The sequence below is a fragment of the Streptomyces mirabilis genome (assembly GCF_018310535.1).
In the GTDB taxonomy this organism is placed as follows: domain Bacteria; phylum Actinomycetota; class Actinomycetes; order Streptomycetales; family Streptomycetaceae; genus Streptomyces.
This window is the reverse complement of sequence record NZ_CP074102.1, coordinates 7,192,183-7,204,541: the sequence shown is the minus strand read 5'-3', so window position 1 is coordinate 7,204,541 and position 12,359 is coordinate 7,192,183. Positions and strand designations below refer to the sequence as shown.

The 12,359-nt window shown below is 71.2% G+C and carries 10 protein-coding genes; 2 read left to right on the top strand and 8 right to left on the bottom strand.

What is annotated here, in order from left to right; translation table 11 throughout:
- Nucleotides 1-148 precede the first annotated feature (148 nt).
- Nucleotides 149-1,009: a 3-hydroxybutyryl-CoA dehydrogenase gene (locus SMIR_RS31780; protein WP_168490125.1), complete on the top strand. Its 861-nt coding sequence runs from the start codon at nucleotides 149-151 to the stop codon at nucleotides 1,007-1,009.
- Nucleotides 1,010-1,234: 225 nt separating this feature from the next.
- Nucleotides 1,235-1,492 (top strand): hypothetical protein, encoded by a 258-nt coding sequence (locus tag SMIR_RS31775; protein WP_054236124.1) that lies wholly within the window; start codon nucleotides 1,235-1,237, stop codon nucleotides 1,490-1,492.
- Nucleotides 1,493-1,526: 34 nt separating this feature from the next.
- Here SMIR_RS31775 and SMIR_RS31770 read toward each other — a convergent pair whose 3' ends face one another.
- The 8 genes from SMIR_RS31770 to rplT all read right to left on the bottom strand — a co-directional run bounded on the left by SMIR_RS31770 (nucleotide 1,527) and on the right by rplT (nucleotide 12,342).
- Complete coding sequence (locus SMIR_RS31770) at nucleotides 1,527-2,072, bottom strand: NUDIX hydrolase (RefSeq protein WP_095933127.1); 546 nt, start codon at nucleotides 2,070-2,072, stop codon at nucleotides 1,527-1,529.
- Between the two features lie 107 nt (nucleotides 2,073-2,179).
- Nucleotides 2,180-3,520, bottom strand: coding sequence for an NsdA family TPR-like regulatory protein (locus tag SMIR_RS31765; RefSeq protein ID WP_099923597.1), 1,341 nt, complete (start codon nucleotides 3,518-3,520; stop codon nucleotides 2,180-2,182).
- Between the two features lie 316 nt (nucleotides 3,521-3,836).
- The gene (locus SMIR_RS31760) at nucleotides 3,837-4,808 is read right to left on the bottom strand and encodes a PP2C family protein-serine/threonine phosphatase (protein ID WP_168500924.1); all 972 of its coding nucleotides are present in this window, start codon (nucleotides 4,806-4,808) and stop codon (nucleotides 3,837-3,839) included.
- Between the two features lie 548 nt (nucleotides 4,809-5,356).
- Nucleotides 5,357-7,861, bottom strand: coding sequence for a phenylalanine--tRNA ligase subunit beta (gene pheT / locus SMIR_RS31755; RefSeq protein ID WP_212727686.1), 2,505 nt, complete (start codon nucleotides 7,859-7,861; stop codon nucleotides 5,357-5,359).
- The gene (gene pheS / locus SMIR_RS31750; RefSeq protein ID WP_168490126.1) at nucleotides 7,861-8,985 is read right to left on the bottom strand and encodes a phenylalanine--tRNA ligase subunit alpha; all 1,125 of its coding nucleotides are present in this window, start codon (nucleotides 8,983-8,985) and stop codon (nucleotides 7,861-7,863) included. The genes pheT and pheS overlap by 1 nt, the downstream gene beginning before the upstream one ends.
- A gap of 180 nt (nucleotides 8,986-9,165) precedes the next feature.
- Nucleotides 9,166-10,335, bottom strand: coding sequence for a sensor histidine kinase (locus SMIR_RS31745; RefSeq protein WP_168490127.1), 1,170 nt, complete (start codon nucleotides 10,333-10,335; stop codon nucleotides 9,166-9,168).
- A gap of 53 nt (nucleotides 10,336-10,388) precedes the next feature.
- Nucleotides 10,389-11,246 carry a TrmH family RNA methyltransferase gene (locus SMIR_RS31740; protein ID WP_212727685.1) on the bottom strand — a complete coding sequence of 286 codons (858 nt, stop codon included), beginning with the start codon at nucleotides 11,244-11,246 and terminating at the stop codon, nucleotides 10,389-10,391.
- Between the two features lie 712 nt (nucleotides 11,247-11,958).
- On the bottom strand, nucleotides 11,959-12,342 hold the full coding sequence (rplT, locus tag SMIR_RS31735) for a 50S ribosomal protein L20 (protein WP_054236131.1): 384 nt from the start codon (nucleotides 12,340-12,342) through the stop codon (nucleotides 11,959-11,961).
- Nucleotides 12,343-12,359: the final 17 nt, after the last annotated feature.

Sequence of the window (12,359 nt, the reverse complement as noted above, 5' to 3'; positions counted from 1 at the left end):
GGTCACGGATCGTCTCCTCGACCAGCATGCCCCACCCGGGCGATCGATCATCGATACTTCGGAGTAACGTGCACGGGACGTGCACGATCGGAGCAGGCACCGAACAACGGGGGTCCTGCGACAGCCGTAGATCAGCGAAGGGGACGATGTGACCGACATCGAACGCGTCGGAGTGGTGGGCTGCGGCCAGATGGGAGCGGGCATCGCCGAGGTCTGCGCCCGCGCGGGTCTCGACGTCAAGGTCGCCGAGACCACCGGTGAGGCTCTGGAGATCGGCCGTACCCGGCTGTTCAACTCCCTCTCCAAGGCAGCCGAGCGCGGAAAGATCTCCGCGGACGAGCTCACCGCCACCCAGGAGCGGCTCAGCTTCACCACCGACCTCGGCGAGTTCGCCGACCGCGATCTGGTGATCGAGGCGGTCGTCGAGAACGAGCAGGTGAAGACCGAGATCTTCCAGGTGCTCGACCAGGTGGTGACCCGGCAGGACGCGATCCTCGCCTCCAACACCTCCTCGATCCCGCTGGTCCGGCTCGCGGTCGCCACCTCGCGCCCCGACCAGGTCGTCGGCATCCACTTCTTCAACCCGGCCCCGGTGCAGCAGCTCGTCGAGCTGATCCCGGCACTGACCACCTCCGAGGGCACCCTCGGCCGGGCTCAGCTGTTCGCCGAGAAGGCCCTCGGCAAGCACGCGATCCGCGCCCAGGACCGCTCCGGGTTCGTCGTCAACGCGCTGCTGATCCCGTATCTGCTCTCCGCGATCCGGATGTTCGAGTCGGGCATCGCCAGCCGCGAGGACATCGACAACGGCATGGAGCTGGGCTGCGCCCACCCGATGGGCCCGCTCAAGCTCTCCGACCTGATCGGCCTGGACACGGTGGCCTCGGTCGCCTATTCGATGTACGAGGAGTACAAGGAGCCGCTGTACGCCGCTCCCCCGCTGCTCCAGCGCATGGTGGACGCGGGCCGGCTCGGCCGGAAGTCCGGCTCGGGCTTCTACACCTACGCCTGATCACGTACGGTCGCCCCCTTTCGTACCGTCACTTGATTACGTACGGTGAAACTCAGGCATACGCGGGCCCGGCACCCCTCTCGGTGCCGGGCCCGCGCCATTCACACGCCGTGTGCGCGCCGGGCTCGCATATGCCCCTCGCACACGCTCCCCACGTGTCCACCAGGCGAGTTGACTTTCCGTGCGCATCCAAGGGATGTGACGACTACGGAAAGGAGCGGACCCGTGACCGCCGACCCGGAGCATCCCGTGGTCCATGGAGAACTCGCAGAGTTACGCCGTCGCCTCGACGTGGCCTACGCACGCGTCGAGGGAGGGCATGCCCTGCTCAGTCACCGCGCCGAACAGACCGCCAAGGAGCTCGACGACCTGAGCGCACGGGTCGTCGCCCTGGAACACACCCGCTGGCCACTGCCCGCGATCGCGGCCCTCACGGCCGTGGGCGCACTCGCCGTGGCGGTCTGGCAGGCTCTCGGGCGCTAGCCGACTAGCGTTCAGGACGCCGTGGGGGGATGGATCAGGGCAACGCGTCCTGCCCGAGCCTCAGGTGATGCAGGAGGAGTAGCGCGGCAGCCATATTGGCGGCCGGGACCTCGCCGCGGGCGACCATGTCGGGGACGAGCTTGAGGGGAACCCATTCCCGACGGTCGGACTCGAAGTCGTCCACAGGGTGTCCGATGTACGCGCCTTCGTCGGCCCAGAAGATATGGTGCCGGGCGTCGGTGAGCCCGTTGGAGGGCTCGACGCTCATCAGATGGCGCAGGGGTCCCGGTCGCCAGCCGGTCTCCTCCTCGAGTTCGCGGGCCGCCGCGACGGCGATGTCCTCGCCGTCCTCGACGACGCCCGCCGCGAGTTCCCAGCCCCAGCTGTCGGTGATGAAGCGGTGCCGCCACAGGAGCAGCACCTCATTGGCCTCGTTCACCACCGTGGCCACGGCCACGGGACGCAGCCGTATCAAGAAGTGATCGAGGTGCCGACCGTCCGGCAGCTCGACATCTGCGAGATTGACGCTGAACCAGCGGTTTGCGTACACAGTTTGTTCGTTCTGTTTCGTCCACTGCACGGTTCTGCCACCTTCCGCCGAGTAGATGGCAATATCGCAGCAGGAGCGTCCTGACAGCAGGCGCACAGCAGCGCACAGTGCACGGTGCGGCGGCGGGACTAGGTGGTCTACAGCGGTACGCGCAGTGCTCCGTCGATGAGTTCGGCGGCCTCGGCCGTGCCCGCACAGCCGCTGCGCACCAGGTGTTCGCGTACCGCGCGCAGTCTGTCGCGCAGCCGCTGGGACTCCATTCCCCGGGCCTGCTCGGCCATTTGGACGGCGGTGGCCACCGCCTTGTCGGCATTCCCCTGCCGCAGCTCGATCTGACTGAGCATCGCAAGACGGTGCACGCGCCCCCGGTCGTGCGCCGGAGTGTCCACTGCCGCCTCGGCGTGCGCCGCGGCGGCCACCAGGTCACCGAGGCTCAGCAGTGCCTCCGCCACCTGTACGTTGACCAGACCGGGCTGGACATAGCCGGTCTCGTCCGGTTCGTAGCCGCGCCGGATGCGCTCGGCGGCCTGTTCGGCACGCCGGATGCAGGACAGCGCGCTGCTGCCGTCGCCGAGGTGTGCGTACGCCTTCGCCTGCATGGCGTAGAGGTCCGAGGCGAGCGCCGGGGTGATGTGCCGCCCGGCGGCGCGCAGCGCGGCCTCCGCGAAGGCGACGGCCTGGCGGTGCTCGCGCATGAACAGCGACTGGTTGACCAGCAGGGCTATGACGTACGCCCCAAGACCCCGGTCCCCGCTGGCCTTCGCCAGCCGCAGCGCCTGGTGGAAGTAGCGCTGGGCGAGCCCGTGCGCGTCGGAGTCGTAGGCGCAGATCCCCGCTATGGCGACCAGGCCGCCCGTCGCACGGTGGAGTTGGCGGCCGGTGGCGTCGGGGTAACTGCCGCGCAGCAGGGGCGCGGTCTCCGCGTTGAGGAAGCCGACGATCCGGCTGCGGGTCGCCACCCCGCCCGCCTTGCGATACATCTGCTCGTAGTGGGCGCGGGCCGCGCGCAGCATCTCGATGTCGGCCATGCTCACGTGGTGGCGGCCGCCGCGTGAGACGTCCACGTCCTCGGGCGGGTTCTCCCACTCCCACACGGGCATCACGGCGGGCGTTCCGGTGACGGCCGGGGCGCCGAGGAGGTGCGGGCGCTGCTGTTCGTCCGAGCGCCACAGGGCGGTGGCGCGCTCCACGAAACCGGAGAGCGAGGTGCCGTGCGGGGCGGACGGCTCGCCGGGCACACCGAGACCGATGTCATCGAGGGTGACAGGCCGGTGCAGGCGCCCCGCCAGCACTTCGCAGATCAGGTCGGGCACCTGGCCGCGCGGACGCTGGCCCTTCAACCACCGTGCCACGGCCGTGTGTTCGTATCTGAGCGCGAGGCCGCGAGCCCTCCCCGCCTGGTTGACATGCGCGGCGAGTCCGGCGTGAGAGATGCCGGCCTCGTCGAGTATCGCGTCGAGCAGAGTGTTGGGCTGCATTCGGGCCCCCGGATGGCTCGGTGGCGACAGTGCGGTCAGAGTAATCCGTCCCTTGCGCTTGTGGGTCCCCCTTCACACGGGGTGTGAACCGAATGCTCGTATCCGTACGGTGTGCACGCTGTCGCGCAGAGTTCCCGACCTGTTGACTGAAATGCCTCGCAAGAGGCCGGCCGGGCCGCCGGCTCCCCCTCGTACAGTGCGGCGGCCCGGCTCCGCCGGCTGAGCGGGGTCACTGCGGGTTGCATGTCGGCTACAGGTACGTTGTGGCTGGTCGCGCCCACGCGGCGGAGCCGCACAATGTCACAGCCCCGCGCCCCTAAAAACCTTGCGCTCGCGTGACTTGCTGCGCCACGGAGTGGCCCTGCTGCGTCGGAGTGACTCGGCTGCGGTCGTTCCGGAGGATCAGGACTGCCACGTCATCCGCCGGCCTGCCACCGCTGTGGCGGAGCAGGTCGGTGAGGACGGTGCGGAGGACGGACTGGGGTGAGAACTGCTGGACGCGGACAGCTCTGCTCAGCGTGGCGGGCAGCGGGAAGAAGCAGCCTCGCTGGTCGCGGGCGTCCTCCACTCCGTCGGTGTGCAGGAACAGGGCCTCGCCGGGGAGGAGCCGGCCGCACCGGGTGGCCGCCAGTTCTGCGGGGAGCGGGAACGGGCCGAGCGGGGGCAGCGGTTCGGCTCCCGTGAGTGGTTCCACGCGGCCGGTGCCGAGCCGGTACGGCGACGGGTGACCGCAGTTGAGGGCGTACACCTCGCCGTCGCGGCGGATCTCCAGGAGCAGTACGGTGACGAACTCCTCGGCGACCGGGCTGTCGGGTTCCGGGCCCGCCGAGGGGTGTTCGGCGCGCGCCCGCTCGCGCAGATGCCGGGCCAGTGCGCGTTCCAGCCGCCGCAGCACAGAGGCGAGTTCGGGTTCGTCGTGCACGGCCTCCCGGAAGCTGCCGAGGACGGCGGCGACGGTTCCGATGGCGCCGAGGCCGTGTCCGCGCACGTCGCCCATGACGACCCGTACGCCGTACTCGGTGGCGATCACCTCGTACAGGTCACCGCCGATGTTCGCGCCGTGGTCGGCGGAGAGCTGGGCCGCGGCGATGTTGAGACCGTCGATGCGCGGAGGCAGCGGTCGCAGCAGCACGCTCTGGGCGGCGCCCGCGACCTTGCGGATCTGCCGCAGCTCCCGCAGCAACGCCCGTCTGACGTGGAGGATCAGCCCGGTGCCGACGGCGAAGAAGACGGCGCTGGTGACGATCCGCGCCTCCAGCCCGTCCCGTTGGGCGAGCGGGCAGGTCATTTTGTACGTGATGGCGATCGCGCCCCAGGCGCTGGGCAGCCCCAGGCTCAGTACCCGCCGCAGGGTCCGCCGCTCGGCCCGGCGCACCGTCCGGTCGAGACCGTCCGGCGGCCCGCCGCCGTGGACCGTCCGGGCCAGCCGCACTCGGGGTCCGCCCCGGCGCACCGCCCGGACGAGCCCGGCCCGCAGACCGCTCCGCCGGTGTCGCGCCCGGAGGCCCGCCCGGGCCGGCCCCCGCGAATTCGTCCGGGACGTCGCCCTGCGGGGAGCCCCAGCCTTGATACGGATCATGCCGATTGGCCCCCCAATAGGCCCTGACAGCGCAGACGACCTCCAAGAGGCCGGTCCGATTCTGTCGACCGCATGCCCCGATCGGGCCAGATCACCCCGACTTGCCACCCGAATGAGTGACACCGCTTCGGACAACCGCATTTATGCAGGTGGGCCAGGGGAAGCGCGCCCCAAGGGGGCGCGGGGAACTGCGCGCCCAGCCACGACATACGCGCGGCCGAAGGACAACCCGCAGTTCCCCGGCACTGCCAACGGAGCTAGCTCCGCAACACCGCCCCCGTGCGCTCAGCGGCGAGCGCCACGGCCACGTCACGCGCCGCGGAGGCCTCGTCGACGGTCAGCGTGCGGTCGTCGGCACGGAACCGCAGCGCGTAGGCCAGGGACTTCTTGCCCTCGCCGAGCTGCTCACTGTTCTCGTAGACGTCGAACAGCCGGATGGACTCCAGGAGTTCACCCGCGCCCTCGCGCAGCGCCGCCTCGACGTCCACGTGCGGGACGGTCTTGTCGACGACCAGAGCCACGTCCTGGGTCGCGACCGGGAAGGTAGAGATCTTCGGGCCCTTGGGGAGGCCCGCGCTCGCCTGCTCCAGCGCGTCCAGGTCGAGCTCCATCGCACAGGTGCGCGCGGGCAGACCCAGGGTCTTCAGGACGCCGGGGTGCAGCTCACCGGCGTACCCGATGACCTTCTCCTGGCCGTCGACGACGACGGCCAGTTCGGCGCAGCGACCCGGGTGCCACGGCCCGTACTGCCCGGCACGGACGAGGAGTTCGGTCCCCGCCTCGCGGGCCAGCGAGCGCGCGGCCTCGATCGCGTCGGCCCAGTCGACCGGGCGGCCCTTGCCCCACCAGCCGGCCTGCTCGCGGGCGCCCGCGAGGACGACGGCGGCGTGCTGGGGCTGGACGGGGAGCGCGGCCGTGAGGGACGCGATCTCCTCGTCGGTGGGACGGCGGTCGACGGGCAGGCGGCCCGCGACGCGCAGTTCGTCCTGCGGCTGGAAGACGAGGCCGGTCTCGAAGAGCGCCAGGTCGTGGCTGCCGCGGCCGTCGTTGCGGCGCAGGGCGTGGAGCAGGCCCGGCAGCAGCGTCGTACGGAGCGCGGGCTCCTCGTCGGAGAGCGGGTTGACCAGCCTGACGACCTTGCGCTTCGGGTCGTCGGCGGCCAGGCCGAGCTGGTCGAAGACGTGCTCGCCGATGAACGGGTAGTTCAGTGCCTCGACATATCCGGCGCCGGCCAGCGCGCGGCCGATCCGGCGGTGCAGCCGCTGCCGACCGGTCAGGCCCAGGCCCGCGGGGGGCTTCGGCAGGGTCGAGGGCAGGTTCTCGTAGCCCTCGAGCCGGATGACCTCTTCGGCCAGGTCGTTCGGGTCCGTCAGGTCGGGCCGCCAGGACGGCACGGTGACGATCAGCTCGTCCTGCCCGTAGACGTCGCAGCCGACCTGCTGGAGGCGGCGGACGACGGTCTCACGACCGTAGTCGACACCGGCCACCTTGTCCGGGTGGTTCGCCGGGATGGTGATGCTGTGCGGCGCGGAGGGCGCGATGACCTCGGTGACCCCGGCGTCGGCGGTGCCGCCGGCGAGGAGGACGAGGAGGTCGACCGTGCGCTGGGCGGCGGCTGAGGCGGCCTGCGGGTCCACGCCGCGCTCGAAGCGCTTGGACGCCTCGGAGGCCAGCTTGTGACGGCGGGCGGTGCGGGCGATGGAGAGCGCGTCGAAGTGCGCGGCCTCGATGACGACCTCGGTGGTGGTGCCCTCGGTGTCGTCGATCTCCGTGTTCGCGCCGCCCATGACGCCCGCGAGGCCGATGGGGCCGCGGTCGTCGGTGATGACCAGGTCCTCGGCGTCCAGCGTGCGCGTGACGCCGTCGAGGGTGGTGAGCTTCTCGCCCTGCTCGGCCCGGCGCACACCGATCGCGCCCTGGACGCGGGTGCGGTCGTACGCGTGCAGGGGCTGGCCGAGCTCCAGCATCACGTAGTTGGTGATGTCGACGGCGAGGGAGATCGGGCGCATGCCCGCCTTCTGGAGCCGGCGGCGCAGCCAGATCGGCGAGTGGGTCTCGGGGTCGAGGCCCGTCACCGTCCGCGCGGTGAAGCGGTCGCAGCCCATCGGGTCGGAGACCTGCACCGGGTAGCCGAACGCGTTCGGGGCCGGTACGTCGAGCAGCGCGGGGTCCATCAGCGGCAGGCCGTAGGCGATGGCGGCCTCGCGGGCCACGCCACGCATCGACAGGGCGTAGCCGCGGTCGGGCGTGACGGCGATGTCGAGGACCTCGTCGACGAGCTGGAGCAGTTCGATCGCGTCGGTGCCTACCTCGACCTCCGGCGGCAGGACGATGATGCCGCCGCTGCCGTCGTCGCCCATGCCCAGCTCGTCGCCGGAGCAGATCATGCCGTGCGAGGTCTTGCCGTACGTCTCGCGTGCGGCGATCGCGAAGTTGCCGGGCAGCACGGCGCCGGGCAGGACCACGACGACCTTGTCGCCGACGGCGAAGTTGCGGGCGCCGCAGACGATCTCCTGGAGCTCACCCGTGCCGTTGGCGGTGCCGACGTCGACGAGGCAGAAGCGGATGGGCTTCTTGAAGCCCTCCAGCTCCTCGATGGACTGCACCTGGCCGACGACCAGGGGACCCTTGAGGTCGGCGCCGAGCTGCTCGACGGTCTCGACCTCGAGGCCTGCCGAAATGAGCTTGGCCTGGACGTCGCGGCCGGTCTCCGTCGCCGGCAGGTCGACGTACTCCCGCAGCCAAGAAAGCGGGACCCGCATCAGATCTCCATCCCGAACGGCCGGGTGAACCGGACGTCACCCTCGACCATGTCTCGCATGTCTTCGACGTTGTGGCGGAACATCAGCATCCGCTCGATGCCGAACCCGAAGGCGAATCCGCTGTACTTCTCCGGGTCCACGCCGCAGGCGACCAGGACCCGCGGGTTGACCATGCCGCAGCCGCCGAGCTCGATCCAGCCCTCGGAGGAGCAGGTCCGGCAGGGGCGGTCGGGGTTGCCGACGGACTCGCCCTTGCAGACGTAGCAGAGCATGTCCATCTCGGCGGACGGCTCGGTGAAGGGGAAGTAGTTCGGGCGCAGCCGGGTCTTCATGTCGGCGCCGAAGAGCGACTGGACCATGTGGTCGAGGGTGCCCTTGAGGTCGGCCATGGTCAGGCCCTCGTCGACGGCGAGGAGCTCGATCTGGTGGAAGACCGGGGTGTGCGTGGCGTCCAGCTCGTCCGTGCGGAACACCCGGCCGGGGCAGACGACGTAGACCGGCGGCTCGCGGTCCAGCATGGCGCGGGCCTGCACGGGCGAGGTGTGGGTGCGCAGCACGACACCGGACTCGCCGTGGTCGCCCCTCGGGCCCTCGACGAAGAAGGTGTCCTGCATCTGCCGGGCCGGGTGGTCGGGCGTGAAGTTCAGGGCGTCGAAGTTGAACCACTCCGCCTCGACCTCGGGGCCCTCGGCGATCTCGTATCCCATGGACACGAAGACGTCCGCGACGCGTTCCATCATGGTGGTCAGCGGGTGGCGGGCGCCGGACGGTACGCGGTCGTACGGCAGTGTGACGTCCACCGCCTCCTCGACCAGCACCCGGGCGTCGCGCTCGGCCTCCAGCTCGGCCTGGCGGGCGCCGAGGGCCTTGTTCACCGCGCCTCGCGCCTGACCGACGAGCTTGCCCGCCGCGGCCTTGGCGTGCGGGGGCAGGGCTCCGATCTCGCGGTTGGCGAGGGCCAGCGGCGAGGTGCCGCCGGTGTGGGAGACCTTGGCCTCCTGGAGCGCGTCGAGGTCACCGGCGGCGGCGAAGGCGGCGAGCGCCTCGTCCCGCATGCGCTCGATCTCTTCCGGTTTCAAGGCCTCGACCTCTACAGGGTCGTACGACTTATTCGGTGCCGACATCTCTTCCCGTGCTTCCGGTTGGCTGGCGGATGGTCCCCGTCCCGACTCGGGGGACGCATGGTCCCTGAAACGGGGACGCAAAGGTGCCAAAGGCCGAGTCTAACGGGGTGGGAGCCGACCTCGGACGCGCAGTCCGAGGGGTGGCTCCGGTACGAGTGCGCCCGTGGGGCCTCTTCGGCGTTACAGCAGGTACGCCGGGGTGCCCACGGGCAACGTAAATCGGAACTCGGCACCGCCGCCGGGGGCGCGGCCGACCGTGATGGTGCCGCCGTGGGCCTCGACGATGCCCTTGACGATATACAGCCCGAGGCCCGTGCCGCCGCGCTTGCTGCCCCGCCAGAAGCGGGTGAAGACGCGGTTCATGGACTCCTCCGGGATGCCGGTGCCCTCGTCGCTCACGGTGACCGACGTGGCCGCGTTCTCGCCGTCCTCGCGCTCACGCGGGGACGCCGAGGGCGTGACGTCAATAGTGACGGTTCCCTCGCCGTGCCGCACCGCGTTTTCGAGCAGGTTGCTCAGCACCTGGTCGATCTTGTCCGGGTCGGCCCACAGGGGCGGCAGGGGCTGTTCGATGCGCAGCAGGAAACGGTCGGCGGGCTGGCCCGAGGTGACGTACGCCTGGATGTGGCGACCGACGGCGGCACCGATGTCGACGGGCTGGCGGCGTACTTCCAGTCGGCCGGAGTCGATGCGGGAGATGTCGAGCAGCTCGGCGATGAGCCGGGTGACCCGGTTGGCGTCGGCGTCGACGGTCTCCAGCATGAGTTTCTTCTGGTCGTCGGTGAAGCGTTCCCACTTGGCGAGGAGAGTGGCGGTGAAGCCCTTGACCGAGGTGAGCGGGGAGCGCAGCTCGTGGGCGACCGTGGCGATCAGCTCGGCGTGACTGCGCTCGGTGCGGCGGCGGGCCTCGGTGTCGCGCAGCGAGACGACGACGCGGCGGACGGGCCCGGTGGGCGCGGTGCGTACGTATCGCGCGGAGACGAGCACCTCCCGTCCCCCGGGGAGCAGCAGATTCCGCTCGGGCTGTCCGACCCGGATCGCGAGGCCGCCGTACGGGTCGGTCAGTTGCCACCAGCGACGGCCTTCGAGGTCTTCTAAGGGAAGGGCCGACTCCAGGTGGTGTCCGAGAGCGGCGGCGGCGGGGACGGCGGTGATGCGGGCGGCGGCGGCGTTGAAGCAGATGACCCGGCCGTTCTCGTCGGCGATGACGAGTCCGTCGGGCAGGTCGTCGGGGTCGATACCGAGTTCGCCCCCCGGTTCCGACCCGAGACCGGCGCGCGGGGGCGCGGGTGTGTCGCGCACGTCCCGTGCGCGCAGTGCGCTCTTCGCACCGCTCGTACCGACACCCATCCCCGTATCCCACCTCTCGTCTGGCGCAGTGGGCCCCCGAGCCCGTCACCCTACTAGCTGTCGGTGACGGAGCGGCACCCTCCGGAGGCGCGCTGTGCACGGGCGGACGCGTAGAGACATACGGCGGCGGCCGTCGCGAGGTTCAGACTCTCGGCCTTTCCGTGGATCGGCACGCGCACGGCGGCATCCGCCAGCGCGCGCGTCTCCTCCGGGAGCCCCCAGGCCTCGTTGCCGAACACCCAGGCGGTGGGGCCGCCCATGGTCCCCTTGTCGAGCTCGTCGTCGAGGTCGTCCTCGCCCGCGCCGTCGGCGGCGAGGATCCGTACGCCGGCGTCCTTGAGGCCCCGTACGGCTGCCTCCACGGGCACCCCGACGGCCACCGGCAGGTGAAAGAGGGAACCGACCGAGGCCCGTACGGCCTTGGGGTTGTACAGGTCGACGGACGCGTCGGTGAGTACGACGGCCTCGGCGCCGGCGGCGTCGGCGCACCGCAGCACCGTGCCGGCGTTCCCCGGGTCGCGGACGTGCGCGAGTACGGCGACGAGCCTGGGCCGGGCCGTGAGGATCTCCTCGAACGGGGTGTCGAGGAACCGGCAGATCCCGACGAGGCCCTGCGGAGTGACGGTGGTCGAGATGTCGGCGATCACCTCCTCGTCGGCGAGGTGCACCCGCGCTCCGACGGTCCGGGCATCCCCGACGATGTCGGCGTAGCGCTCCGCGGCCTCGACGGTCGCGAACAGCTCGACGAGCGTGGCCGCCCCGTCGACGCGGTGCGCCGTCGCCTCGCGCACGGCCTGCGGGCCCTCGGCGAGGAACAGCCGCTCCTTGCCCCGGAAGTTCCGCCGGGCGAGTCGCCGCGCGGCGGCTACGCGCGGCGAGCGCGGGGAGATCAGCTCGGGGGCGGCGGGCATGAGGTCACCTCAGGGGGTTGCGGAGGGTCGGCTTGGGGTGGGGCGGGGCCGGGTCCCCTCGGGGAGGACGACGAGAGCGGGGTCTGTGTGTCCATGCCGACCGCGGCCGGGGCCGGGGCTTCGGGGACGGGGCCGGCGAGCCCTCTGCCGTCACCGGCCGACGTCCGGTGAGCGCGGTCCTGGCGGTGCCGGACGCCCGGTCCGGCGAGCTTCGACGAGCCGGGGCCGGGCTCTCGGTCCGGCTGGACTTCGACGGAGACCGACGCCCCGCCACACCACGCCGCCGGACCAAGCCCCGCCGCCAGGCCCGGAGCCGAGCGACTGGATATCCTCGCCGCAGGCCGACACACCGCGCCGACCGGGACGAAGCCCCGCCGCCGGGCCCGGGGCCGACCGGCTGCGTGTCCCCGGCCGGATACCTCCGGCACCGCAAGCGGGCTTCGGCTCCCCGGCGGGGGCACCAGACATGTCACGTAACGCATGGGATTCGATGCCGCCGGGGATTCCCCCACGGCCGACGTGCCGTACGGCGCCGTAGGTGCTTCTCCCGCCAAGCGGCGCTCAGCCGCGAGGGCGGAATCCGGCGGTGCCGAACCGACGTCGCCGACGCGCGGCGTCCCTCGATCGGCCGGCGGAGCCCAAACGCACCGGGACCCGCAAGCCGTGAGGCAAGCGGGTCCACAGCGACGTACGGCTCAGGCGAGCGCGAGCGTCACGCGGCCTTCGGCGCGTTGACGTCCGACGGCAGCGCCTTCTGCGCGACCTCGACGAGCGCGGCGAACGCACCGGCGTCGTTCACGGCCAGCTCGGCCAGGATCTTGCGGTCGACCTCGATGTTCGCGGCCTTCAGACCCTGGATGAAGCGGTTGTACGTGATGCCGTTGGCCCGGGCAGCGGCGTTGATGCGCTGGATCCACAGCTGCCGGAAGTCGCCCTTGCGCTTCTTGCGGTCGTTGTAGTTGTAGACCAGCGAGTGGGTGACCTGCTCCTTGGCCTTGCGGTACAGGCGCGAACGCTGACCGCGGTAGCCGGAGGCCGCCTCGAGGATCGCCCGGCGCTTCTTGTGGGCGTTGACTGCCCGCTTGACGCGTGCCACTTTTTAACTCCTTGTAG

Bases quoted from the DNA above. Each gene is read 5' to 3' on its own strand.
- SMIR_RS31765 (WP_099923597.1), bottom strand. From the start codon at position 3,520: ATGCAGCCCAACACTCTGCTCGACGCGATACTCGACGAGGCCGGCATC.
- SMIR_RS31760 (WP_168500924.1), bottom strand. From the start codon at position 4,808: ATGACCTGCCCGCTCGCCCAACGGGACGGGCTGGAGGCGCGGATCGTC.
- pheT (WP_212727686.1), bottom strand. From the start codon at position 7,861: ATGCGGGTCCCGCTTTCTTGGCTGCGGGAGTACGTCGACCTGCCGGCG.
- pheS (WP_168490126.1), bottom strand. From the start codon at position 8,985: ATGTCGGCACCGAATAAGTCGTACGACCCTGTAGAGGTCGAGGCCTTG.
- SMIR_RS31745 (WP_168490127.1), bottom strand. From the start codon at position 10,335: ATGGGTGTCGGTACGAGCGGTGCGAAGAGCGCACTGCGCGCACGGGAC.
- SMIR_RS31740 (WP_212727685.1), bottom strand. From the start codon at position 11,246: ATGCCCGCCGCCCCCGAGCTGATCTCCCCGCGCTCGCCGCGCGTAGCC.